At 50.5% G+C, this 23,608-nt stretch carries 23 protein-coding genes; 22 read left to right on the top strand and 1 reads right to left on the bottom strand.

Annotated elements, in window-relative coordinates; genetic code table 11:
- The first annotated feature begins 67 nt into the window (after nucleotides 1-67).
- Nucleotides 68-853 carry a PhzF family phenazine biosynthesis protein gene (locus VMT62_17380; GenBank protein ID HVN98202.1) on the top strand — a complete coding sequence of 262 codons (786 nt, stop codon included), beginning with the start codon at nucleotides 68-70 and terminating at the stop codon, nucleotides 851-853.
- A gap of 29 nt (nucleotides 854-882) precedes the next feature.
- Here VMT62_17380 and VMT62_17375 read toward each other — a convergent pair whose 3' ends face one another.
- Nucleotides 883-1,887, bottom strand: coding sequence for an NrpR regulatory domain-containing protein (locus VMT62_17375; protein HVN98201.1), 1,005 nt, complete (start codon nucleotides 1,885-1,887; stop codon nucleotides 883-885).
- Between the two features lie 394 nt (nucleotides 1,888-2,281).
- Between VMT62_17375 and VMT62_17370 the strand changes: the two genes are divergently transcribed.
- The 21 genes from VMT62_17370 to VMT62_17270 all read left to right on the top strand — a co-directional run bounded on the left by VMT62_17370 (nucleotide 2,282) and on the right by VMT62_17270 (nucleotide 23,604).
- Nucleotides 2,282-3,922: a glutamate synthase-related protein gene (locus tag VMT62_17370; protein ID HVN98200.1), complete on the top strand. Its 1,641-nt coding sequence runs from the start codon at nucleotides 2,282-2,284 to the stop codon at nucleotides 3,920-3,922.
- A 313-nt stretch (nucleotides 3,923-4,235) separates the two neighbouring features.
- Nucleotides 4,236-4,445 (top strand): hypothetical protein, encoded by a 210-nt coding sequence (locus VMT62_17365; protein ID HVN98199.1) that lies wholly within the window; start codon nucleotides 4,236-4,238, stop codon nucleotides 4,443-4,445.
- A 188-nt stretch (nucleotides 4,446-4,633) separates the two neighbouring features.
- Nucleotides 4,634-5,194 carry an HD domain-containing protein gene (locus VMT62_17360; GenBank protein ID HVN98198.1) on the top strand — a complete coding sequence of 187 codons (561 nt, stop codon included), beginning with the start codon at nucleotides 4,634-4,636 and terminating at the stop codon, nucleotides 5,192-5,194.
- Between the two features lie 2 nt (nucleotides 5,195-5,196).
- Entirely contained in the window at nucleotides 5,197-6,726 is a 1,530-nt protein-coding gene (locus VMT62_17355) for a glycoside hydrolase family 3 N-terminal domain-containing protein (GenBank protein HVN98197.1), read from the top strand.
- A 99-nt stretch (nucleotides 6,727-6,825) separates the two neighbouring features.
- A complete protein-coding gene (locus tag VMT62_17350; protein ID HVN98196.1) occupies nucleotides 6,826-8,022 on the top strand; it encodes an MFS transporter in 1,197 nt (398 codons plus the stop codon).
- 74 nt (nucleotides 8,023-8,096) lie between these two features.
- Nucleotides 8,097-8,369 carry a hypothetical protein gene (locus tag VMT62_17345; GenBank protein HVN98195.1) on the top strand — a complete coding sequence of 91 codons (273 nt, stop codon included), beginning with the start codon at nucleotides 8,097-8,099 and terminating at the stop codon, nucleotides 8,367-8,369.
- A complete protein-coding gene (locus VMT62_17340) occupies nucleotides 8,347-9,816 on the top strand; it encodes a sigma-54 dependent transcriptional regulator (protein HVN98194.1) in 1,470 nt (489 codons plus the stop codon). The genes VMT62_17345 and VMT62_17340 overlap by 23 nt, the downstream gene beginning before the upstream one ends.
- A 194-nt stretch (nucleotides 9,817-10,010) precedes the next feature.
- Nucleotides 10,011-11,111 carry an ATP-binding protein gene (locus tag VMT62_17335; protein ID HVN98193.1) on the top strand — a complete coding sequence of 367 codons (1,101 nt, stop codon included), beginning with the start codon at nucleotides 10,011-10,013 and terminating at the stop codon, nucleotides 11,109-11,111.
- Nucleotides 11,108-12,403, top strand: coding sequence for a sigma-54 dependent transcriptional regulator (locus tag VMT62_17330; GenBank protein HVN98192.1), 1,296 nt, complete (start codon nucleotides 11,108-11,110; stop codon nucleotides 12,401-12,403). Before VMT62_17335 ends, VMT62_17330 begins: the two co-directional genes overlap by 4 nt.
- A 1-nt stretch (nucleotide 12,404) precedes the next feature.
- Complete coding sequence (gene flgB / locus VMT62_17325; GenBank protein ID HVN98191.1) at nucleotides 12,405-12,758, top strand: flagellar basal body rod protein FlgB; 354 nt, start codon at nucleotides 12,405-12,407, stop codon at nucleotides 12,756-12,758.
- 4 nt (nucleotides 12,759-12,762) lie between these two features.
- A complete protein-coding gene (flgC, locus tag VMT62_17320; GenBank protein HVN98190.1) occupies nucleotides 12,763-13,197 on the top strand; it encodes a flagellar basal body rod protein FlgC in 435 nt (144 codons plus the stop codon).
- Nucleotides 13,198-13,206: 9 nt separating this feature from the next.
- Nucleotides 13,207-13,506 (top strand): flagellar hook-basal body complex protein FliE, encoded by a 300-nt coding sequence (fliE, locus tag VMT62_17315; protein ID HVN98189.1) that lies wholly within the window; start codon nucleotides 13,207-13,209, stop codon nucleotides 13,504-13,506.
- A gap of 3 nt (nucleotides 13,507-13,509) precedes the next feature.
- Nucleotides 13,510-15,114, top strand: coding sequence for a flagellar basal-body MS-ring/collar protein FliF (gene fliF / locus VMT62_17310; protein HVN98188.1), 1,605 nt, complete (start codon nucleotides 13,510-13,512; stop codon nucleotides 15,112-15,114).
- On the top strand, nucleotides 15,114-16,112 hold the full coding sequence (gene fliG / locus VMT62_17305; GenBank protein HVN98187.1) for a flagellar motor switch protein FliG: 999 nt from the start codon (nucleotides 15,114-15,116) through the stop codon (nucleotides 16,110-16,112). Before fliF ends, fliG begins: the two co-directional genes overlap by 1 nt.
- A 20-nt stretch (nucleotides 16,113-16,132) precedes the next feature.
- Complete coding sequence (locus VMT62_17300) at nucleotides 16,133-16,735, top strand: FliH/SctL family protein (GenBank protein ID HVN98186.1); 603 nt, start codon at nucleotides 16,133-16,135, stop codon at nucleotides 16,733-16,735.
- Nucleotides 16,719-18,044: a FliI/YscN family ATPase gene (locus tag VMT62_17295; GenBank protein ID HVN98185.1), complete on the top strand. Its 1,326-nt coding sequence runs from the start codon at nucleotides 16,719-16,721 to the stop codon at nucleotides 18,042-18,044. Before VMT62_17300 ends, VMT62_17295 begins: the two co-directional genes overlap by 17 nt.
- A 130-nt stretch (nucleotides 18,045-18,174) precedes the next feature.
- The gene (locus VMT62_17290; protein ID HVN98184.1) at nucleotides 18,175-18,603 is read left to right on the top strand and encodes a flagellar FliJ family protein; all 429 of its coding nucleotides are present in this window, start codon (nucleotides 18,175-18,177) and stop codon (nucleotides 18,601-18,603) included.
- A gap of 201 nt (nucleotides 18,604-18,804) precedes the next feature.
- Entirely contained in the window at nucleotides 18,805-20,268 is a 1,464-nt protein-coding gene (locus tag VMT62_17285; GenBank protein ID HVN98183.1) for a hypothetical protein, read from the top strand.
- A gap of 12 nt (nucleotides 20,269-20,280) precedes the next feature.
- Complete coding sequence (locus VMT62_17280; GenBank protein HVN98182.1) at nucleotides 20,281-20,895, top strand: flagellar hook capping FlgD N-terminal domain-containing protein; 615 nt, start codon at nucleotides 20,281-20,283, stop codon at nucleotides 20,893-20,895.
- A 13-nt stretch (nucleotides 20,896-20,908) separates the two neighbouring features.
- Nucleotides 20,909-22,501, top strand: coding sequence for a flagellar hook protein FlgE (locus VMT62_17275; protein HVN98181.1), 1,593 nt, complete (start codon nucleotides 20,909-20,911; stop codon nucleotides 22,499-22,501).
- Between the two features lie 416 nt (nucleotides 22,502-22,917).
- A complete protein-coding gene (locus VMT62_17270; GenBank protein HVN98180.1) occupies nucleotides 22,918-23,604 on the top strand; it encodes a flagellar basal body-associated FliL family protein in 687 nt (228 codons plus the stop codon).
- The last annotated feature ends 4 nt before the right edge of the window (nucleotides 23,605-23,608 follow it).

Raw genomic sequence — 23,608 nt, 5'->3', positions numbered from 1 at the left:
GCCCTGATATAATTAGACATTGACAAGTCCGGTTTAAAAAAAGCAGACTATACCGTGAGGATCGATTATGAGGATATTCTACGTAGACGCGTTTACAGAGCGGCCTTTCGCGGGTAACCCTGCGGCGGTATGCCTACTCGAGCACCCCAAGGTTGATTCGTGGATGCAGAACGTTGCCGCCGAGGCGAATCTGTCCGAGACGGCCTTTCTCTTGAGACAGGGGGATGGTTACAATCTCAGGTGGTTCACGCCCAGGGTGGAGGTGGAACTCTGCGGGCATGCCACGCTCGCGAGCGCCCATGTTCTCTTTGCGACGAGTGGAGCGCCCCGTGATGCGACGATCAATTTCTATACGAAAAGCGGAGTGTTGAGAGCATCCATGACCGACGGTCTCATCGAATTGAACTTCCCTGCCACGCCGGAAGAAGAGGCACCCATTCCGGAGGGGCTCGAAGCGGCCCTCGGTGTCCGGGCGCTCTATGTGGGCAAAACCCAGTTCGACTACTTTGTTGAGGTCGCCTCCGATGAGATGGTGAGAGGCCTCAGTCCCGATTTTGTCGCCTTGAGCAGCATACCCGTGCGCGGTGTAATTGTCACGGCGGGCTCTGACTCCGCCAAATTCGATTTCGTGTCGCGATTCTTCTGTCCGGCGGTCGGCATCAATGAAGACCCGGTCACGGGATCTGCGCATTGTGCCCTGGGGCCTTACTGGGCGCGAAGACTGAATAAAACAACCCTAGTAGCTTACCAGGCATCTTTACGCGGGGGCGTGGTGCGTGTACGTCTCTCTGACGACAGGGTCTATCTTGCAGGCGGGGCGGTGACCGTCATGAGCGGTGAGCTTAACGTCTGATCGCATCGAGTCACCAGTAACAGCAATTTCTACAGGTATTCCTTGATCTGACTTTTCATTTCCGTGTACCGGAAGAGGCGGCTGAAGTCGATGAGGCCGGCGAGCGCCCTGGAGTACGCCCGTGTACCGGCTTCTTCAAGGATGGAGACAGGATTGAGCCCGCCTATGACGATGGCGCCTACCCTTCCTTCATTTACAGGGATGTCGAGGAGTGATTGGCCAGGCTTACCGATTCTGACGAGTCCCCCGAGGCCGATCCGCTTCATCCGGTCTGCAAGATGTTCGACGAGATTACGGCTTTCTGCCGGAAATTCCCTGAAGCTCGCCCCAATCTTGCCGCTCCCCGTCCTAATAGCACCAAGATAGTCTGTCATGCCACTTCTGATGAAGACTTCGAGTGGATCGATACTTGTTCCTTCATACATAATGACTTCTACAAAACGTACGGGTTTTTTGTCCTTTAACTCGAGAAGCCCTCCGAATCGTGAGACCGTGGGTATACCATGTTTCAGAAGGACCCCGTTGAGCGTGATGGAACAGACCGTGCCGATTCCTATCATTCCTTCAGGTATCGTGATATGACCCAGGGTTTCGCCCGGGCTCAGGAATGTCATGAGGTGTCCCATGGCATATCCATCGGCGTAGACCTTGCCTATAAGAGGAATGTATTTCGCGAACTGCTTTGGATCAACAATTGTTACATTGATGACCACAGAGCCGGCCGTCGTATTCAGATCGAAGCTCATCTGATAGGTCATCCGGTCTATCTTGGCCGAGAGAAAGCCGACCCGCTCGATGATCTTCGCCGCATCGAGCTCGCTCAACCCTTTTTCCGTAATGCGGTGACCGCGCCTGCCGTCGCCTTTAGCCAGGCCGTCCTGGCCCATGCGCTGGAGGTAGAGCCTCACGGTCCTTTCACTCACGTCATGACCGAGTTCCTCAAGCTCCTTGGCAATCTTCGAACCGGTAAGACGCCTGTCCGAATTCTTCAAAACCCCGAGAATCAGTAAGTCCTTTTTGTTTCTTCGTTCCATAGTATATCGATTATACAATCACGCGGATGTTGAGCAGCTTTAGCCGCGATCTGTAAGGTCTTGAGCCTTAACTCCTCTTATGCAGGTCAATGTGCGTCTATCCGTTAGATATTAGTCGTTCGGATGTGAAAAGTCAATACAGCCGGTTTCACAGAAAGAGCGAAACGGCTCACCTGTAAGGCATGATTGTTTGACATAGATCGGCAATAATACCGTTAATTGAGTCGCAGAAGGGTAGACTGACGAAGATAGATGTGTGACATAGTAATCAATACTAATGCTGTAAATATGGGTTGACGCCCCGTCAATATCCTGATAGTATCAGGGAACGTGTTCGGTAAATGAATGCCGAATAAGTGGCAAACACATTCCATTACAAAAGAGGGAGGTTAATATGATTGAATGGCCAAAAGCAAACGATGCTATCGGGACGGTCAATCGTGGAAACCCGGCGGAATCGGGCTTGTGCACACTCTGCCGAGCCGACTGTAAGGGAAAATGCGAGACCTGGCTTTCGAGTCTGAAGGGCAGAAAGATACTCTATCCGAGGGATTTTGGTTCTGTGACTGCCGGAAGTTCCAATACCACCCATATGGGTGTGAACTACAACGCGCTCAGGATTCAAGGTTATAACTACGGCGTGAGCGGACTTCCAAGGGGTCTCAAGAGCACAGCAGACGACTGTATCTTTCCGAACGTGGATACCGAATCGGAATTCGGCAGCAAGATAAAGACGAGAAGCCGGATCCCTGTTATGACGGGCGCATTGGGTTCAACCTTTATTGCCGCCAAATACTGGGACTCTTTTGCCACCGGGGCAGCGCTTGTGGGTATCCCCATTGTTGTGGGCGAAAATGTTGTGGGCATCGACAGACAGGCGGTGATCAGAAATGGCAAAATTGAGAAAGCACCGGAACTCGACAGGAGAATCGACACGTTTCTCCGCTACTTCGACGGTTACGGGGCGATCATTGTTCAGATGAATGTTGAGGACACGAGAAACGGTGTGGCCCAATATGTGATTGACAAATACGGAGACAAGGTCATCATTGAACTCAAATGGGGCCAGGGTGCTAAAGACATAGGCGGTGAAATTCAGGTAGATAACCTGGACTACGCACTTTTTTTAAAAAGGAGGGGATACGTGGTAGATCCCGACCCGACGGTGCCGGAGGTACAGGAGGCATTCAAACACGGGGCGATCAAATCGTTTGCCCGTCACAGCCGGCTCGGCTATACGGATCTTTCCTCGCCGGAGAGGGTACAGGATGCGTTTATGAAATCGGTAAATCATCTCCGCAAGATTGGATACAGGAGGATTTCTCTTAAGACCGGCTCCTACGGCATGGAGGCCCTTGCCATGTCGATCAAATATGCCACTGATGCAAAACTCGACCTTCTTACCATTGACGGCTCCGGCGGAGGTACCGGCATGAGCCCGTGGAACATGATGGAGACATGGGGCGTGCCCTCGGTATTACTCCACGCTAAAAGCCACGAATATGCATCCATACTTGCCGCGAAGGGAAACACGGTAGTGGATATGGCCTTTGCCGGCAGTCTTGCAAGGGAGGACCATATATTTAAAGCCCTGGCTCTCGGAGCCCCCTTTGTAAAGATGATATGCATGGGCAGGGCAGCCATGATCCCCGGCTTTGTCGGGTCAAACATAGAGGGAGTGCTGAAGCCCGCCAACAGGTCAAAAGTGAACGGCAACTGGGATGATCTGGCGCCGTCCGTAAAGGAGCTTGGTTCTTCGGCAGAAGAGATCTTTGCGGGGTACTACGATGTGAAGAAAAAGGTTGGCGCCAAACAGATGCAGAGTATGCCTTACGGTGCTGTTGCCATGTGGACCCTGGCCGATAAACTTACCGCGGGGCTGCAGCAGTTGATGGCAGGGGCCAGAAAATTCGGCCTCAAAGATATAGCGCGCGAAGACATCTTCTCGGCAAACAGGGAAACCGAAGCAGAAACGGGTATCCCCTTTCTCACCGATGTAATGGACGAAAGGGCGAAGAAGATACTCAACTCCTAAGCATAGAGCTTTATTTTGGGAGGGCCTCTGTGAAGAGGCCCTCTTTTTTTTCTCAAGTGTGACTTCAGTCATTTATTATTGCGGTTTCATAGAGTATAAGTACACGTATGAGGTGGAATTTGAAGCTTGACGCAGCATCGACTCCGAAGGCGACACATGAGGAGGCGAAAAGACTGCACATGTTATTCCATTTCCAGGGAGGTGGTAAGAGAAGCAGTTGAGTTGTAACAAGGTTAAGGACGCTCCTATGGTGGGTATGTCCGGCCAGGTAAACTATGCGACCGGGTATAAGAGGGTATGAAAGGAGGAAATTATGGTACGAGAAGTAAGATTTACTATTACGGGAGAAGTAAGGAAACCAAAAGCAGGTGACTGGTTTCTCAATACGAAGAACGTTCCGATCTGCGCTGCTCAGGATTTCGACATCACAAAATTTCCTATTTTGAAAATGGAGATAACAGAGGATCCTGATGTCCAGTACAGCATGAAACAGAACCCATTTCCGATTTGCGTTCGGAAATAGGGATTTTGAAGACAACTGCGTTATGCCCGAAAGGATGAATCGGGCATAACGTCGTCCAAAACAATCGGATTACCGAAATATCCATATCTGTATTTCCTGTGGTATTTCCACGTCATGTCGGGTAATATATACATCGAAACAGATTCTTAAGATGTTTCTCGCCTTAATGGAACTGGGGAGGTGTAGGTATGGTCTTAACCCGTGACGAGGCACTCACGCTTCTTCACGAATATGTAAAAAATGAACGTATGCTGTACCATTGTTATGCCTCGGAAGCGGTATTGAGGGCCATTGCCACAAGGCTCGGTGAGGACCAGGAAAAATGGGGTATGGCGGGCCTCCTCCATGACCTGGATATTGAGCTTGTCGATACGGACTTGGCGCGGCACGGTCTCGAAGCGGGAAAAATCCTCAGAGAAAAAGGCTATGACGCCGACCTGGTTGACGCCATCGTGATGCACAACGAGTCGGCGAGCGGCGCAAAACGAGCTAGTCGCTTCCAGCATGCGCTTGCCGCGGGAGAGACGATCACTGGATTGATTATCGCCACCACTCTCGTCTATCCCGATAAGAAACTGGCGAGCGTTAAGCCCAAATCGGTGACCAAACGGATGAAAGAAAGGGCCTTCGCCGCCTCGGTGAATCGCGACATCGTCATGGAATGCGAGAAGATCGGTATACCCCTCGATGAGTTTGCCGCTCTTTCCGTCAGTGCCATGCAGGCCATCAGCGATCGGATCGGATTATAAGATTGAAAGACAGAATCTATCAGCTCATAATCGCAAGGATCGACGGTGAAAAGATCGGCTCGCGGGAGTATGAAGAATACATCCTGAAATTGGTCCGGATGGGCGTCTCGGGTTTTATCATCTTCGGCGGTAAACGCGATAGGGTAAAAGGATTCGTCAACCATATCCAATCGGTCGCGGAGGTACCGCTGTTCATCGGATCCGATATCGAACGGGGTGTGGGACAACAGATTGAGGATGCAACGCCGTTCCCTTCTCAGATGGCTTTTGCCGCCGCCATCGACAAAAACAACAGCGATGATGTGGACCTTTTCAGGGAGTCTCTTTCGGCCATTGCCGATGAGGCGATAGACTGCGGTATCAACATGGTTTATGCGCCGACTCTCGATGTGAACAGGAACCCGGACAACCCCATCATTTGTACACGCGCCTTTTCCGATGATCCCCGTACGGTAGAATGGTTCGGTTGCGAATACATCAAGGCGTTCGAAGCACGGGGGCTTATAAGTTGCGGAAAACACTTTCCCGGCCACGGCGACACCACCGTTGATTCGCATATTTCGCTTCCGGTCATAGCCAAGTCCTATCAGGAACTGCTTGATGTGGATGTCATGCCTTATCGGCAGGCCATCAAGGATGGGATGAGCTCCGTCATGGTGGGTCACTTAAGTATCCCCGCTATCGATCGTCTGCCGGCCAGCATGTCGATCAACGCCGTGAGCGGACTCTTGCGGTACAAGCTCGGGTTTGGCGGGCTTATACTCACCGATGCCCTGACTATGAGTGCGCTCAAGGATTTCGATAACGTGGCTGCGCAATGTCTTAACGCCGGCGTGGATATTCTTTTGCATCCCGGGGATGTGGATGAGACCGTTCGGGATGTGGAGGAAGCGCTGAAACAAGGTACGCTCCGAGAGGAACAGATAGAGACGGCGTTAGAAAGGGTGGCGAGGACAAAAAAGCGAATAGCCGCCTACGCACGAGGCGCCGGGGATCAAAAACCGGAAGACGTGAAGGGGTATCCGTCCGGGGTGCGGGGAGCACCGGTCGATTACAAGAAGGATGAGGAGCTTTCTGCAAAGATCACAGGGAAGGCTGTCTCTCTTGTGGCACAAAAGAACAGGATGATTCCTGTGGACAAGGAAGCTTCGGTGATCTTTGCGGGTGACGATAGCAATTTTGAATCGTCACCTTTCAAAAAGTATTTCCCGCAAGTATCACGCCTCGGACAAACGGCACACACCGGCAAGACTTTGATTGTGGCCATATTCACCAGTGTGGCTGCCTGGAAAGGGAGTTCGGGTATCAACCCCGAGTCACGGAAAGAGATTTTCCGTGCGGCAAGCGAAGCGGAGCATTCAATCGTCATCTCGTTTGGCAGCCCGTATGTCTTGAGGTATTTTGGTCAAGCCGATATGCGCATTGCGGCCTACGATCCGACGGAAGAGGCGCAGCGCGCAGTTATCCGGTGCCTTGCTGGCGAGAAGCCATTTGAGGGGAGCCTTCCTGTCAATCTAATGAGCGTGGAATAGGGTATGAAAGGCGGTATAACAGGCTCGACTTCCGGGGGTCGTCTGGTTCAAAGACACCTCACCGATTCCCCCTATCTTAAAATTTTCACGAGCCGTAAGATGATGACGATCGTGTTGATGGGATTTGGATCGGGCCTTCCGTTGCCGCTTGTTCTGGGGACGCTCCAGGCGTGGTTGACCACGAGCGGTATTGATATAAGGACCATCGGGGTCTTCTCCCTTGTCAGGTTTCCGTATCTTTTGAAATTCGTCTGGTCTCCTCTTATGGATCGATTTGTGCCACCCTGGCTCGGTCGCAGGCGGGGTTGGATTTTACCCGTGCAATTTCTTCTTATCATCAGTATCTCTGCCATGGCGCTCGCCTCGCCGGCAAAGATGCCCCTGGCACTTGCCGTTATCGCGATTGTCGTGGCTTTCGTCTCTGCGTCTCAGGACATTGTGGTGGATGCATACCGAACGGATATCGTGGATGATAATGAGCGCAAGCCCGGGGCCGCAGTATCCATATTCGGCTACCGCATAGCCATGCTTGTTTCAGGTCCTCTTGCATTCATAGCGGCAGACAGGATGGGGTGGCAAAATACGTATTTTTGTATGGCGATCTTCATGATTGTGGGGATATCAGGGACGTTACTCGGCAGGGAACCGGACGCTCAAGTCTCTCCCCCCAAAACGCTGGAACAGGCTGTGTATAAGCCTCTGAAAGATTTTTTTACAAGAAAGCACGCCCTTGTTTTGATACTCTTCATCATTCTCTATAAACTGGGGGACGCGTATGCCACTGCTCTTTCCACGGCATTCTTGCTAAGAGGGCTTCATTTCACGCTTACGGAGGTAGGTACCCTCTATAAAGCGATAGGCATTATTGCAACCATAGTCGGGGCCCTTTTTGGCGGCGCCCTTATGGTAAGACTCGGACTCTATCGATCACTCATGTTCTTTGGCATCCTTCAGATGGTATCGAACCTTTCCTTTATGGTCCTTGCCTGGACAGGAAAGAACTACTCTGTTATGATCACGGCGGTTCTATTCGAGAATGTGGCGGGCGGTATGGGTTCGGCTGCCTTTGTTGCTTTTGTCATGGCCCTTTGCAACAGGAGCTACAGTGCGACGCAATATGCACTACTATCCTCTTTCGCAGCCTGGGGTGTTTTTGCCATCTCGCCTTCGGCGGGTTTTGTGGTACAGGCTGTGGGCTGGCCCATTTTCTTCCTTATTACTACACTCGCGGCTTTACCGGGGCTTGTCATCCTCAGATTACTGCGTGAGGACATTCGGGCCATAAGGGAAGTCTGACGCGGAGAATAAGAGCGAGAAAGATTTTTTTTGCTGCTCAAACAAGGAAAAAAGGATATAATGAGAAGATGAACGTGGGGTTGTTCATAAGGAGGGGTTTATGCCTCTCTTCCATATGTCTTTTTCTGATCATATGCGGATCTTTCTCTCAGGCCGTGGGCGGGGATGATATAGCAGTAACAAAGGATAAAGACAAGACAACCTATACGATCGGTTCCTCGCAGACTCCCGACAAGAATGGAAAGACAGAGGAGGATAGAGACAAAGAGCAGGCGTGGGAGATGCTCAAGAAAATGAACATTATTATCGACCAACGAGGACAGAATGGACAGCAAAGCGGACAATAGAACTGAGAAGGGCAAGATAATCGTTGTTGAGGATGAGGAGAACATTCTCAGCATGCTCAGCGAATTCTTAACCGTGAACGGTTATACGGTTGATCCGTATATAGACAGCAAAAAGGCGCTCTCAGCGCTCAAGAATAACGGCTACCAGGTGCTGATTACCGACCTGATGATGCCCAAGGTAGACGGGCTGCAGCTTATCAATTTCATTCAGAAGGAGTATCTGGACACGCTGGGAATCGTGATGACCGGATACGGGAGTATGGACAGCGCCATAAGCGCCATGAGGTGCGGCGCCTTCGATTATATCCTCAAGCCCTTTAAGTTTGAAGAGGTGCTTACCACAGTCGATTCGGCTATGTATTATTACAGTCTTCTCAAGAGCGATACGATCCCCAAGGGTTTGACGCTCAAGGCAAATCTACTCAGGCGTTACGCGGAGAATAAGATTATACGGGAGAACACGATCCTCAGGAGTTGCCTCAAGGATAAATACAAGTTTGAAAATATCATTGGCATCAGCTTTGCCATGCAGAAGGTCTTCGAGATGATTGAAAAGGTGGCCGATACGAACGCCACCGTTCTCGTGACAGGCGAAAGCGGTGTGGGTAAGGAGCTTGTGGCGAGAGCTATTCACTACAATTCTTCGAAACGAGACAACCCGCTTGTGGTTGTCAATTGCGGCGCCATTCCGGAAACCCTGCTTGAGAGCGAACTCTTCGGTTACGAAAAAGGCGCGTTTACGGGGGCGGTCAATACGAGGTTCGGAAGGTTTGAGCTTGCAAACGGCGGGTCAATATTCCTCGACGAGATAGGGGACATGAGTTTCAATCTCCAGGTAAAGCTGCTCAGGGTTTTGCAGGAAAGGGCTTTCGAGAGGATCGGGGGATCGAAGACCATTAAAGTGGATGTTCGGATTATTGCTGCCACGAACAGAGTGCTCGATGATCTTGTAAGGGAAGGCAAGTTCAGAGAGGACCTTTACTACAGGTTGAATGTTGTGCCCATACACATATCGCCCCTTCGCGAAAGAAGGCAGGACGTCCCCCTGCTGCTCAACTATTTTCTGGAACAGTCGAACAAGATGAACTCGGCGGCCATAGAGGGTTTTTCCGAGGAAGCCATGTCTGCTCTTATGGATTACGACTATCCGGGTAATGTCAGAGAACTTCAGAATATTGTTGAGAGGGTGGTAGTGCTGAAAAGGACGGGCCACATAGATATCGATGACCTCCCCGAAAAATTATACGCCAGGGAATCGGGCCGCCAGGATAATACCCCATCCCTTAACATCGAAAAGGGATACGATACCCTGGTCTCTGAATTCGAAAAGAGCCTGATCATTAAGGCCCTGGGCGAGACACAGGGCGTAAAAAGCAGGGCTGCTCAGGTCCTCAATATCAACAGGACCACCCTTATCGAGAAAATGAAGCGTCTCGGTATTGATTAGAACCATTCTGTCAAAATAATGACGAACAAAGAAAGTAAGCAGCCGGTGGTTAGGCATTCAGTAGCATCAATGAGAACCTTGCGAGTCACCCCGGCAATAGGTAAATCAAGAGCAACATTCATATTTCTCGCTTAACGATCACCATTCGGTTGTCACCCTTATCCTTCTGGTACACTTCTTGCAAATTGTAAAACATGCCAATACCGAATAGGAAATTACTCGAGAACGCCTTCAACGAATTCTCAAAAGCCTCAGACTCTATCGTCAATTACTATGCGGTCCTGGAGAATCAGATAAGAGAGTTGAAAGATCAGGTCGAAGAGAAGAACAGGGCCCTTGAGCGGGCGAGCGAGTACCTCTATACGATTCTCGATTCTCTGCCCGTAGGTGTTGCAGTCGTGGACAAGAAATCGGTGTTGTTTGTTAACAAACAGGCCGAAGAACTTGTCTCCGAAGGCTTGATCAGCACCTTAAATAATAACGTGCGTAAGACCGGAGAGGTGAAAAACGGAAGAGGATTCTACCGATGGAAAAAAGAGAAACTTCCCAATGGTTTCGATGGAAAAGAGGTTATAGCCATCGAAGACGTGACGGAAATCGAGAAGGCAAAGGAAAGAACGGAACGAGATGAGCGCCTCATGGCCATGGGGGAGATGGCAGCCCGCATCGCGCACGAGATCAAGAACCCCCTGGGAAGCATGGAGCTCTTTCTTTCCATGCTCCTCTCGGAAAAACTCAAGAAGAGCCAAAAAAAGTATGTCGACTATATCCTTTTCGGGGTCAAGACCGTGGACAGGGTAATCAATAACATACTTTCCTATACACGGCCCAGGACGCTCGCCTTGAAGCAGGCCCCGTTACTCGATATTGTTCGAGACACCCTTGAATTCATGAGCGTCTCAATCAGCGTCCGCGAGATAGAAACTGAATTCAATCCTTCCTGCGAGGGGCATGCCTATTTTGACCCTGACCTCATGAAGCTTGTGATCATGAACCTGATCAGCAACGCCATAGAGGCCGTGCAGGCCAGGGGAAGAATAAAGGTAGACATAAAAGAGAACGGTAGATTCTCGGTACTCATTATCGGTGATAATGGTGTGGGCATGCCTGAAGAAGTGAGGAAAAACATTTTCAATCCTTTTTTCACAACAAAGGACAAAGGCGTGGGACTTGGTCTGTTCATTGTCTATAATATTGTGAAGGCCCACGGCGGCTACATCGAAGTGGAATCTGCTGAGAATTGCGGTTCCTCTTTTCTCATCTATATCCCGAAGGAAAGGTTATCGATCGTATGAAAACAAATGTCCTGGTCGTGGATGATGACAACCACATGAGAATCGCCCTTAAGGAGTCCCTGGCGCGGGAAGGTTACAACGTGGCCCTGGCCGAGGATGGGAAGAGAGCTCTTGAGGAAATGGAAAGGCATATGTTCGATCTCCTCATTACCGACGTCAAGATGCCTAATGTTACCGGAATAGACCTTCTCAAACGCGTTAAGGAATCATCCCCTTGCATGCCCGTTATTCTCATCACGGGATACGGGACGGTTCAAGACGCCGTGCGGGTCATCAAAGAAGGCGCCTACGACTATATCCAGAAACCGTTTAACACCGACACCCTGTATGGCCTCGTCAAAAGGGCGCTCGGAGCGAATAACGGGAAGATAGTACACGTTTCGAGACCCATGAAAGAGGTTCTCCTCAAGGCGGAAAGGGTGGCAAAATCGGACGCCACGGTCCTGATACTCGGCGAAAGCGGCGTGGGAAAAGAGCTGATCTCCAAATATATTCACGAGAATAGCGAAAGGCACGACAAACCTTTTATTGCCGTGAACTGCGCGGCCTTGCCCGAGACGCTTCTCGAAAGCGAACTCTTCGGATATGAAAAGGGTGCCTTTACCGGAGCGATTGCGAGGAAATTGGGGAAATTCGAGCTTGCGGATAAGGGAACGATCCTGCTCGACGAGATAACGGAAATGGACTTGAGGCTCCAGGCAAAACTCTTAAGAGTGCTTCAGGAAAAAGAGATTGAGGTCATCGGGTCCAAGTATCCCAAGCATGTGGATGTGAGGGTTGTGGCCACGACGAACCGTGACATTATGAGACAGGTAAAGGAAGGAAAATTCAGGGAAGATCTTTTCTATCGCCTTCATGTTTTCCCTATCACCGTGCCGGCCCTTCGTGAGCGAAAAGATGACATCGAGCCGTTGGTCGATTACTTTCTGAGAAAACATGCCAAGGGCGCCGACGTGGGTATTGAAAGTGAGGCGGTCGAATACCTGAAAGAGAGACCGTGGCGAGGCAATGTGCGGGAGCTGGAGAACTTCATTTCCCGGGCGTGCATCATGTCGGGAGCTGCCGTTATTAAATTGACGCACCTGAAGGATATCGATAATACGCAGGAAAGTTGTGCCGGCTCGGGCTCGATGAAAGAGATGGAAACAAAACTCATTCTTGATGCTTTAAGGTCGGTCAGAGGCAACAGGACCAAAGCAGCTTCTATCCTCGGCATCACGGTGAGAACGCTCAGGAACAAGATCAACGAGTACCGGACGTCAGGCATAGAGGTCCCTGTTAAGGAGTATTGAGATGGACATGATCAACCTGATCGAGAAGGCGCTTAACATTCGGACATACTACCATCGGGTGATATCCGGAAATATTGCCAATGCGGAAACTCCGGCCTACAAAGAGAAAGACATCGATTTTAAAAAAGAGCTTGCGAGAAGAATAGACTCTGATCAAGCGAGCTTTGCAAACAGCGACTTCGAGGTCACAGAGAATCAGGAGAATGACGGTCTGTCCAGCATCGACGGCAATACGGTTAATCTCGAGAACCAGATGGTGAAACTTACGGAGAACCAGCTCATGTTTCACTCCCTGGTTCAGGTCGCAGCCAAACAATTTTCCATTATGAGATATATCATCAGGGAGGGGAAGTAGCGTTATGGGAATTCTTGATATATTAAGAATCAGCGCGTCCGGGTTAAAGGCGCAGAGGACAAGGATGGAGGTCGTCGCCTCGAACCTTTCCAATGTCCACACGACCAAGACGGCTGAAGGCGGGCCCTATAAGAAGAAGGAAGTTGTCTTTACCACGTCCGATGTGTCGGAAGACAAAAGCTTCAATGGACTTCTCTCCAAGAGCATCGAGGGTGTAAAGGTCGATTCCATCCAGGAGAGTCCCAAGTCCTTTGAAAAGGTCTATGATCCTAATCATCCCGACGCAGACCAGGACGGTTACGTAACATACCCGAATGTGAATCTTATGGAAGAAATGACCGATATGGTTGCTGCTACCCGCGCCTACGAAGCGAATATCAATGTTCTCAACACGACCAAAGAGATGATTATAAAGTCTCTTGAAATCGGAAAACAATAGGGGTGATGTATGAAGGTTGAAACCTTTACGTTCGATAATTTTCCCGATGTGAATCAGATCAAGAAAGGTGGAGCGGCTGAACCGGCCAAGACCTCCTTCAGTGATGCGTTGAAAGATTCCATCAAGAAAGTGGGTGAAATCGAGAAGGAAACCAACCAGGAGGTAGAAAAACTTGTAAATATGGAGACGCAGGACATCCACAGTACGATGATAGCCCTTGAAAAGGCCGATCTGACCTTCCAGATGATGATGCAGGTCAGGAACAAGATCATCAGCGCCTATGAAGAAATCATGAGGATACAGGTGTAAGCCATGGCTGGATCCGACGACGTCCTTAACAACGCGAGAAATTACCTGAAGACCACGCCCAAGAACAAACTCTATACGTATCTATTCCTCTTGATTGTGGTTGTTGGTGGGTCCATCCTCGGCCTGTCTTTGTTGCAGAAGGAAAACTACAGCACGCTCTTTGCCGGTCTTTCCACCGAAGACGCCTCCATGGTCGTAGCCAAACTCAAAGAACTCAAAGTGCCCTATAAGCTCGGCCTCGGGGGGTCAGCCATCTATGTACCCAAAGATCGGGTCTATGATATCCGGCTCATGCTTGCCGGACAGAATGCATTGCCCGGTGGTGCGGGAATGGGCTTCGAGCTCTTTGATAAGACAAATTACGGTATGACCGAGTTTATGCAGAACGTGAATTATAAGAGGGCAATCCAGGGGGAACTTTCAAGGACGATCAACCAGATGCCGGAGATAAAGGCGTCTAGAGTCCATATCGCCATCCCTGAAAAAACACTTTTTACTGAAAAAGAAAAGGACGTTACCGCGTCAGTCTTTCTGAAAATAAAGCCGGGCAAGGACCTGTCCAAGGATCAGGTAAGCGGCATAGTTCAACTGGTGGCCGGCAGTGTTGAGGGTCTCAAGCCGGAAAACATCACCGTGGTAGACTCATCCGGGAAGATCCTTTACAAGAACGGCGGGAGTGGGCCTGCCTCGGCGGTTGTGCTTTCCGGCCAGCAGTTCGAATTACAACAAAGCGTAGAAAGAACGCTTGAAGACTCGGTGCAATCTATGCTCGATAGATTCATACCCTCCAACAAATCTATCGTGCGGGCAAATGTTGAATTGAATCTTAGAAAGGTGGAGAAGGTTGAGGAAGAGGTACAGCCGAACAAGAGCGTCATTACCTCAGAGAAGAAAAGCAAGGAAAAGACCGTGAACAGAACCGCAGGACCTGGAGGCGTTCCAGGTGTGGCCTCAAACGTTCCGAACGTGGCCGGCAGAACGACTCCAAAGGTGGAGACGGGCGCTGAACGTACGAACGAGTCGGAGAGAGAGGAATCACAGGTTTCTTATGATGTGAGTAAGACGGTCAGAAAGATCGTGGAACCATACGGCGACATTAAACGCGTATCGCTTGCCATCGTGGTCGATGGTAAATACGAAAAGGTAAAAGTGCAAAAAGGAGAAGAACTGAGGTACAGCCCGCGGTCACAGAAAGAATTGTCCGATATCAAGGGCATCGTGGCCAGGGCCGTTGGATTAGATGAACAGAGAGGGGACAAAATCGAGATCCTCAATGTGCCCTTCGAAGCTGAAAAACTGGCCGACGAGAAAGGGGCCCTTGACAGCGCCGAAAAGACAGAGGTCATGTATAGCGTAGGAAAATATGCTTTCTACGCAGCCATCTTTTTTGCCGTTTTCCTCTTTTTGGTGAAGCCGCTCCTCAATATCTTGAGGTCCAGGGTGGAAAGAGCACCCTTAAGCCCGATCAAGGATGTCTATCTGAGAGGTACCGCCGGTCCGGAGGTGACCCCCATTGAAAACAAGGCCCAGTCAGCGCTTGCTGACGCCATGAAGGACAAGGTCGTGGTTGGTTCGATTATCAAAGAATGGGTGCGAGAAGGTAGCTAATGGATAACGATTCAATTTCGGGCGTAAAGAAGGCGGCCATACTCCTTCTCACCATTGATGACGAGGTGACCAAGGAGATTATGAAGGACCTCGAGGAAGAGGAGATCGATGCCATCGGCCAGGAAATAACCAAACTGAAATTGATCCCCGACCATGTAGTAACCAAAGTCCAGGAAGAGTTCACCACGAAACTGGGTAAGAGAAGCCGGCAGATCGTGGGTGGCGAACAAAAATTCAAGATGCTCATTAAAAAGAGTTTTGGTGACGAGAAGGCCGAGACGTTTTTAGGCAATCTCGAGACGAAAAGAGGCATGCCCGGCGAATTCCTTCGGCGTTGCGACCCGAAACTACTGGCAAATGTGTTACGAGGCGAACATCCGCAGACCATTGCGCTCGTGCTTTCGACTCTTGGACCAAAGAAGGCGGGAGACGCCATTTCCGCACTTCCCGAGAGAGCGCAGGCCGAGGTGATCATGCGCATGGCCAGCCTGCAGAAGGTTGATCTGGTAATACTCGGGGAAGTAGAAGGTGTGATCAAGGATCAACTCGAGAACATCGGCGGCGCTGAGGGCAAGCAACTCGGAGGCGTCGAGGTTGTGGCCACGATTCTCAACCAGATGGACAGAACCCTCGAATCCGAGCTTTTGGGAAGGCTTGAGGAGTCAAGCCCAGATCTGGCGGAGAAGATACGGCAGCTCATGTTCACCTTCGAAGATTTAGTCCAGCTTGACGACAAGAGCATTCAGGTCCTTCTCAAAGAAGTCTCTTCCGAGGATATCGGTCTCGCTTTGAAGGGGGCCTCTGATGCCATGAAGGACAAGATATATGCCAATATGTCCGAGAGGGCTGCCGCCATGCTAAAAGAAGACCTGGAAGCCATGGGTCCGGTGAGGCTCTCTGACGTGGAAAAGGCGCAGGTGAAGATCGCAATGGTGGCGAAAAAGCTTGAAGGGGAAGGCAAAATTATCCTCTCCAGAGGCAACGAGAAATTTGTGTAGCCATAGCACACCGGGAAGAAATGAAACCCTTTATCTTCAATAATCTGAACGACGATTTCCAACCGGAAAGCAAGAACGAATTCACTGCCTACTTTGAGGAAAATGCCTCCCGTGAGATCTCGGCGAACCGTTCAATGACTATAGAGGAACGGACGCGGTCAATCTTTGAAGACGCCTTTGCCGAGGGAGAAAAAGCCGGACGCGAGCTGGGCATGAAGAAAGTCGATCCGATTATCAAAAGGTTGAATAGTTATATTTCGGAGCTGACTTTCTTTAAAGAGGATCTGCTGGAACGTTCGAGAAATTTGGCCACGGATCTGGCCCTTGTTTTTGCCGAGGCTATCATCTTAAGAGAGTGTGAAGACAAAAGAGATACGGTCATGAGGATGGTAAAAAAAGCCATGGAGCTTTGCGAGGAGAGAAGTGATATACAAATCAGACTGAGAAAAGAAGACGCCGAACTCATTGCCCCGGACGAGACAAGTCACCTCAAGATCATAAAGGACGATACGTTGAAAGAACCTGGTTTTATTATCGAGACCAATTTCGGCGATATCGATGGAAGAATCTCCATTCAGCTCGATGAACTGAGAAAAGAATTGACCCATGCAAAGATCGATTGATCCGCACGTATCCGCAACGAAGAGAGTTCTTTCCCAGTTCTATCCTTATCGGGTCTATGGTAAGGTTAACCAGGTTGTGGGCCTGGTCATAGAAGGTAAGGGCCCTATTTCTTCGGTCGGCGATGCGGCGCTTATTTATCCCGTCGACTCAGGCGCGCCCATAGATGCAGAGGTCGTTGGATTCAAGGATGGCAAAACCCTGCTTATGCCCTTAGGCGACTTGAGAGGCGTGGGTATCGGCTCTCGGATCCTGTCGAAGAGAAAGACAGTGGATGCGATCGTGGGCGAGGGCCTGCTCGGCAGGGTTATAGACGGGTTGGGAAACCCGATGGATGGAAAAGGTCCCATCCAGAGCAGCGAATCGATCCCGATCTACCGCGATACAGTCAATCCGATGAAAAAGAAAAGAATCCATGAACCTCTCGACCTCGGACTCCGCGGTATTAACGGACTTCTCACCTGTGGAAAAGGGCAGAGAATAGGCATTTTTGCAGGCTCCGGCGTGGGAAAGAGCGTATTGCTCGGTATGGTAGCCCGCCACACCGAGGCCAACGTCAATGTGATCGGTCTTATCGGTGAGCGGGGAAGGGAAGTGCGGGAGTTCATCGAAAGGGACTTAGGTGATGGCCTTAAACATTCCGTGGTTATCGTCGCAACGTCGGACCAACCGCCGCTCATCAGGGTCCGCGGCGCCTTCCTCACCATCGCTATCGCAGAATATTTCCGTGATGCAGGAAGTGACGTGCTCTTGCTCATGGATTCCCTGACACGTTTCAGCATGGCCCAGCGGGAAATCGGTCTGGCGATCGGAGAACCGCCCACTTCAAAGGGCTATACGCCAAGCGTCTTCTCCTTTTTGACGAAGTTGCTTGAAAGAGCAGGCAACGGAGAAGGACAGGGAACCATGACGGCTATATATACCGTATTGGTCGAAGGGGATGACCTGGATGATCCCATCGCAGATTCAGCCAGGTCCATTCTTGACGGACATATCGTCCTTTCGAGGAAACTCGCCGATCAGAACCATTACCCGCCCGTGGATGTTTTAAGAAGCGTGAGCAGGCTCATGAAGGACATTGCGCCCAGGGAACAGATAGAATATGCGGGTAAAATTATCGAGATACTGTCGGAATACGAGAGGGCCGAGGATTTGATCAATATTGGCGCTTACACGCCGGGAAACAATCAGAAAGTCGACTACGCCGTGTCCATGATCGACAAGGTCAAGACTTTTCTGGTCCAGGAAGTGGACGATCGGGTAACCCTCGATGAAACCTGCAACAGCATGAAAATACTCTTCTATGTATGATCAAACCTGTGGGCTTATGGCTGAGAGATCGTCGGTAGCGCGCGCGTCTGCCGCGATGGGGGTTTGAGACAATGAATGGCGAGCGCAAAGCCGGCCACGATAAGCTCACGGAGCAAAAACAAGGATTCATATGCTGAAGAACCGCCTTGAGCGCATCATTGAGATAAAAGAAAAAATGATGGAAGACAAGGAACGCGAGATTGAAGCGGAGAAAGCGCAACTTGACGCGGTCAGCCGGGAGATCCAAATGGTCGATGCGGATATCGATGAGGCATACCAAAAGATCACAGCAAAGCCGTTGAAGGGGAATGATTTCACCGTGATCAGGGATTTTATCGAATATCTGGACAATTCGAAGAACGCCCTTAAGCGCGAGAAAGAATCCATAGAGGAAAAGGTATCACTGCTCAAGGACGAGCTCGTAGAACTCCTGAAAGAGCTCAAGATGCTCGGTACTCTCCGGACTAAAGTTCTCAATGCCCTCAAGAAATCCTCAAACAGACGGGAGCAGAAGCTCCTCGATGATATCGCCCTGAGAATAGACGAAAAGAAAATATAGCGAGACCGCCCGGCTTCCACGCGCGTAAGGCCACATCCCTCCATCTACACGCTCATATTCCTTAAGGGCTGATGGGAAAAAGTTTCCCATGAGGGAAATTATTTCCGCGAGCATGCGGCGCCACAAGGACCTCAGATTTCATAACTTATTGAAATAATTGAATGAGCTTCTCTGGCACGCAAATTGTTTATACAGACAGGCATGGACAATCTACTCATAAACCTTTTATTTGCGAATTGTGCGACCCTGGCAAAGGGATTGACATCACAGTCGGAGGCGGCGAACGGACAGGATGGAGCTGGAACGCTCAGTTTCTTAAGTCTTTTCAGCGGCAAGATGGGCGTAGGCGTCGCGTCCGCTCAAGACCTTGCCGGCACTGCCACATCAAAGGAAGCAAACGACACGACGACTGAGGGTGCGGGTGAGAAGGAATCGGCCAAAGATTCATCGGATACGCAGGGTCTTTTTGCACTCCTTCAAAGTTGTATGAATGTGAATGATGCGCAGACTGCCGGACTTGATACCAATCGATTAATCAATCTAGAGAGCTTCTTGAAGAACATCTTCGACCTTCTGGGCGATGGCGAGAGTGTGCAATTAACGACAGAAACAACGAGCGCAACGACTCCTGCGTCACAGGGGTCCAAAAGCGAACAAAAAAGCGGAACCGATGAAGCGAACGGTGAGTCTCTTACGCCTGAGACCATCATGAACCTTGCCACCCTGGTGAGCTACCTCGCATCTATGATGGATCAGAAGGCTGCCCCGGAAGCATCAAGCCAGGGCGAAAACACTGTGCAGGTTGTGAGAAGCACAGAAAAGACGGGCGGCAATACAGGCGAGGCGGATCAAGCCACGGATAAACAGGCACCCCCGAATAGCAAGACATACATACCGATTGTCTCCGGCAAGGAAAACAGCGAGGTTGTGCAGCTATCGGACGCATCGGTTAAGTCTTTACAAAAGATCGAAGTCAAAAAGATTGATGGTAAGCAAGATATGTTTCAGGTGGTCTCGTACGGACGAGCATCGACACAAGACGATGAGGCGAAAAGTAATAGCCCTGCCCCATCGGGCAAAGAAGCCGCTGGAAGTTCTCCTCTGGCAGGCAAAGCCGAGAAAGTGCTCATTACCGATAGTGGTGAGTCTGAGAATGCTATCTCAAAAACCGCCGATAAGGGGACCGCTGATACGACCGGTAAGGATCAGAGTCAGCTCATGATGCAGAACGACGACTATGCAAGGATGACACAGCACACCGATAAAGCGAACTCCAAGACAATGGAAAAAACGCCGTTTGCATCGCTCATGACGGACAAGATTGAAAAAATCGTGGAGCAGTATGCGAATAAGAATAGCTCCATGGACATGGTCGTACGGCTTAAAGTCGACGACAAAGAGACATTGCTCGTTGGTTTAAAGGATCAGGGACAGCGGGTGACCGTTGAGGTCAAGACAACGAGCCAAGGCATGGGCTCATTTCTCCAGTCACAAAAGGAAGAAATCACAAAGCAGCTTGAAGGAAAGAATATCTACGCTAACATCTATGTGGATGTGAACAACGAAGGCTATCAGAAGCGGGAACAAAATCGGCAGCAGAAGGACAAGGGCGCCGACGAGAAAGCGAAGCAGGACTTCGATGTCTTTTTAGAGTCAGCGGCATAAAGGAGGGCATTTATGTCTACCGATCCGGTAAGCTCAGCAGCGAACAGTACAAGCACCACATCAAAAAGCTCGACGAGCAACATGATCAGCAAAGAGGCATTTCTCAATATTCTTATGACCCAGCTCAAGTACCAGGACCCGTTAAACCCCACGGATACGAACCAGTTCTTGAGTCAGCTTGCCCAGATCAGTCAGGTGGAACAGTTGACCAACATCTCGTCGACCCTCGACTCTATTGCAAGCTCGAATAGCGCGAGCAGCATTAATCAATGGCTCAGTGTGATCGGCAAAAAGATCGGGGTGACGAGCACGACTTTGTCTACGGGAGACCAGGTGAATATCACGCCCGCGGCGGATTACGATAAGGTGGTACTGAACCTGACCGCAAGCGACGGAACCGTCACACAACAGACGTTCAACAAGGGCGATGCCCTTACGTATACGTACACGGGCTCAAACCCTGTGACCCTGTCGTCTTATGCGCTGAAGGGTAGCTCGGTCGTGAGTTGTACGAACAGTGTGTACCGGCTGGTGCAGAGCGTACAGAGCGGAAGCAGCGGGCTCATCGCCATCGCGAGCAACGGCGATCAATACCCATTGAGCTCGGTGACAGAGATAAAAAATTAGACGGAGGTAGGTTATGTTAAGTTCATTTTTCTCAGGGATCAGCGGATTATTGGCAAATAGTAACGCGATCAACGTTGTGAGTAACAATATTGCCAACGTCAATACCATAGGGTACAAAGCCAGCACCGCGAGTTTTGAAGATGTGCTCTATCAGTCCATAAACGGTGCATCAGGCACGAGTCAGGTGGGCCGTGGAACGGCGCTTAGCTCAGTGGACACCAATTTCTCGGCGGGGTCTCTGGAAACGACTACCCAGGGCACTGATCTCGCCATCGGCGGCAAGGGTTTCTTCATCGTGAAATCTCCTGCGTCACAGAACATCTACTATACAAGGGCAGGCGAATTCAGATTTGATAGCGCGGGCAACCTCACGGACCCGAACGGCAACGTACTGCAGGGAAGGATATGGGACCAGACTACCGACGCCCCGGCCGGCGTTGATACGGACATAATCATCTCGCAGGCCACGAGTCAGCCCAAGGCCACCCAACAGATAGATATGAACGTGAACCTCCAGTCGGATTCCACCTGGGCGGGTAATATCGGAACACTTACCGCGGGCACCGGTTCCCCTCTCAGTGCGGCCACACTCACGAGCGGAGGATATCCCCGCGTGGGAACGCACAATATCAGTCTTGTGGGCAATACATTAACCATGACGGTCCAGCCCCTTAATCCCGATGGCACCAACTCAGGCCCTCTCATAACCTACACCGGGACCGTTGCTGCGGGAACGAGCTACACAAACTGGCAGGGATCTGGACTTGATATAACTACCGCTACAGGCGCAACATATACTGCGGGCGGCACGCAGACATTACCCTTGACAGGGTTCTCAACAGCCTATGTAAGCGCCACTAAAAACCCTTCAACAACATCCAACTATTCTTCGTCGGTTACCGTGTATGACTCCATGGGGCAGGCCCATACGGCAAACATATACTTCAGAAAAACGAGTGAGGATGTGACGACAGGGCAGAGTGTCTGGGAATGGATCGCTGAGCTTGACGCGGCCGATGCCCAACCGGGTGTAAACACCATGGAAGGCTGGGGCACCCTGACCTTTAACAGCAACGGCAATCTGCAGTCTGGCGGTACCCCTCAGGGAGTGCCCTTCAACTTCTCCGGCGGAGTGACCCAGAATCAGAATATCGAAATTGTTCTCGGTCAGGCTACCGGTGGCGGCACGACCACCCAATACCCTATCTCTTCCACGACGAGCTTCCAGACCCAGGACGGCTACCCTCCCGGCGTGCTGCAGAGCACATCAGTAAGCTCTGAGGGGATCATCTCCGGGACGTACTCAAATGGCCAAATCCTCAAGCTCTATCAGTTGACTCTCGCTAATTTCAATAACCCCAACGGGCTGTACAAGGAAGGCAGCAACCTTTATTCGGAGACCCTCGCGTCCGGAGTTCACTATACAAATAATCCCGGTGAGGGAGGCTTGGGAAAGATCAGCCCCAACTCCCTGGAACAGTCCAACGTGGACCTGGCAACGGAATTTGTCAAAATGATCATCTCCGAAAGAGGATTCCAGGCAAACTCAAAAGTCATCACCACGACTGACGAAGTGCTCCAGGAACTGATGAACTTGAAACGATAAATTAGCCTTCATAACACCCTCCCAATAATCAATCACCCTTGCGGCGATCCGCAAGGGTGATCCGCTTGCAGGGAGACCACCTGAAAAACTTCTCCACCCCATAAGTGCGCAAGAGGGTATCCGCAAGCATCAATGTCTTGAGTGACCCCTCTTGTGCAAGGGTCATTCCGGTGGTTTGCGATGTTCGATCACGCCTCTGTTGTTTCCGGCGGCATCTCGTAAAGAATTATGGGATTGCCTACGGATATCGGGACACGCCACAAGTGAGAGAGTCTGCTTTTTTCTGTCAAATTGATGACGAAAATAGCACACGCAGGTGGTTCGCCGTGTTGGCAAGAAGGCTAACTGGCCAGAATAATTGCCTCTTATTATATGGCATACTTATTGCTTTGTTATGCCTACGGAGGACGGCCAATATGGTGGAAGAGGAAAGAGAAGTAAAAGAACCTAAGGAAACTCAGGAACCAAGGAAACCTAAGAAGTCAAAAGAGGTGCACGAAGGCCCTGATGATTCCCAGGAGAAACAAAAGAACAAGGGAAAATTGAAAGGCATGCTGTTTCTCGCTGCAATCATCGTTCTTATCTGTGGGGGGCTCGGAGCGGGATATTACTTCTTCGGAAACAAGATCATATCTTCCGGTAAACAGACGGTGCAGGGCCTTTTTGGTAAGAAGCCTCCGGCGGCGAACGAACAGCGTACCGACGAGCAATCGTCGTCCACAGAGCAGAGCTCATCTGACCAGCAATCAGGGGCGTCAGAGCAGGCGGGCGAGTCACAACAGGAGAAGAAAAAAGAGGCCCTTGGCCCCATCTTGTCCCTGGATCCTTTTGTATTCAATATGTCGGGCAATCAATCCAAGTATGCCAAGGTCACCCTCGGATTAGAGGTCAAAGACCCCAAAGTCCAGGAAGAGACAAAAAAGATGATCCCGGTGATCCGCGACAAGATATTGTCCATACTCGGCACAAAGTCTCCTGAAGGCCTTATGGACGTGACTCAGAGAAATGCCACTAAGGGCGAGATTCTGAAAAGCCTGAAATCGTTATTCAAAGATGGCGAAGACTTGAAAGCCGTTTACATCACCGACATCATCCTACAGTGAGGCA

The sequence above is a fragment of the Syntrophorhabdaceae bacterium genome (assembly GCA_035541755.1).
GTDB lineage: Bacteria > Desulfobacterota > Syntrophorhabdia > Syntrophorhabdales > Syntrophorhabdaceae > PNOF01.
The sequence above is the reverse complement of the archived record's forward strand: the minus strand, read 5'-3'. Positions and strand labels throughout refer to the sequence as shown.

Excerpts from the sequence above, each read along its gene's own strand:
- fliE (HVN98189.1), top strand. The coding sequence starts at position 13,207 with ATGAAGGTTGAAACCTTTACGTTCGATAATTTTCCCGATGTGAATCAG.
- VMT62_17380 (HVN98202.1), top strand. The coding sequence starts at position 68 with ATGAGGATATTCTACGTAGACGCGTTTACAGAGCGGCCTTTCGCGGGT.
- fliG (HVN98187.1), top strand. The coding sequence starts at position 15,114 with ATGGATAACGATTCAATTTCGGGCGTAAAGAAGGCGGCCATACTCCTT.
- VMT62_17300 (HVN98186.1), top strand. The coding sequence starts at position 16,133 with ATGAAACCCTTTATCTTCAATAATCTGAACGACGATTTCCAACCGGAA.
- fliF (HVN98188.1), top strand. The coding sequence starts at position 13,510 with ATGGCTGGATCCGACGACGTCCTTAACAACGCGAGAAATTACCTGAAG.
- VMT62_17340 (HVN98194.1), top strand. The coding sequence starts at position 8,347 with ATGGACAGCAAAGCGGACAATAGAACTGAGAAGGGCAAGATAATCGTT.
- VMT62_17350 (HVN98196.1), top strand. The coding sequence starts at position 6,826 with ATGATGACGATCGTGTTGATGGGATTTGGATCGGGCCTTCCGTTGCCG.
- VMT62_17360 (HVN98198.1), top strand. The coding sequence starts at position 4,634 with ATGGTCTTAACCCGTGACGAGGCACTCACGCTTCTTCACGAATATGTA.
- flgB (HVN98191.1), top strand. The coding sequence starts at position 12,405 with ATGGACATGATCAACCTGATCGAGAAGGCGCTTAACATTCGGACATAC.
- VMT62_17285 (HVN98183.1), top strand. The coding sequence starts at position 18,805 with ATGGACAATCTACTCATAAACCTTTTATTTGCGAATTGTGCGACCCTG.
- VMT62_17295 (HVN98185.1), top strand. The coding sequence starts at position 16,719 with ATGCAAAGATCGATTGATCCGCACGTATCCGCAACGAAGAGAGTTCTT.
- VMT62_17280 (HVN98182.1), top strand. The coding sequence starts at position 20,281 with ATGTCTACCGATCCGGTAAGCTCAGCAGCGAACAGTACAAGCACCACA.
- VMT62_17330 (HVN98192.1), top strand. The coding sequence starts at position 11,108 with ATGAAAACAAATGTCCTGGTCGTGGATGATGACAACCACATGAGAATC.
- VMT62_17365 (HVN98199.1), top strand. The coding sequence starts at position 4,236 with ATGGTACGAGAAGTAAGATTTACTATTACGGGAGAAGTAAGGAAACCA.
- VMT62_17275 (HVN98181.1), top strand. The coding sequence starts at position 20,909 with ATGTTAAGTTCATTTTTCTCAGGGATCAGCGGATTATTGGCAAATAGT.
- VMT62_17335 (HVN98193.1), top strand. The coding sequence starts at position 10,011 with ATGCCAATACCGAATAGGAAATTACTCGAGAACGCCTTCAACGAATTC.
- VMT62_17370 (HVN98200.1), top strand. The coding sequence starts at position 2,282 with ATGATTGAATGGCCAAAAGCAAACGATGCTATCGGGACGGTCAATCGT.
- VMT62_17375 (HVN98201.1), bottom strand. The coding sequence starts at position 1,887 with ATGGAACGAAGAAACAAAAAGGACTTACTGATTCTCGGGGTTTTGAAG.
- VMT62_17270 (HVN98180.1), top strand. The coding sequence starts at position 22,918 with ATGGTGGAAGAGGAAAGAGAAGTAAAAGAACCTAAGGAAACTCAGGAA.
- VMT62_17290 (HVN98184.1), top strand. The coding sequence starts at position 18,175 with ATGCTGAAGAACCGCCTTGAGCGCATCATTGAGATAAAAGAAAAAATG.
- flgC (HVN98190.1), top strand. The coding sequence starts at position 12,763 with ATGGGAATTCTTGATATATTAAGAATCAGCGCGTCCGGGTTAAAGGCG.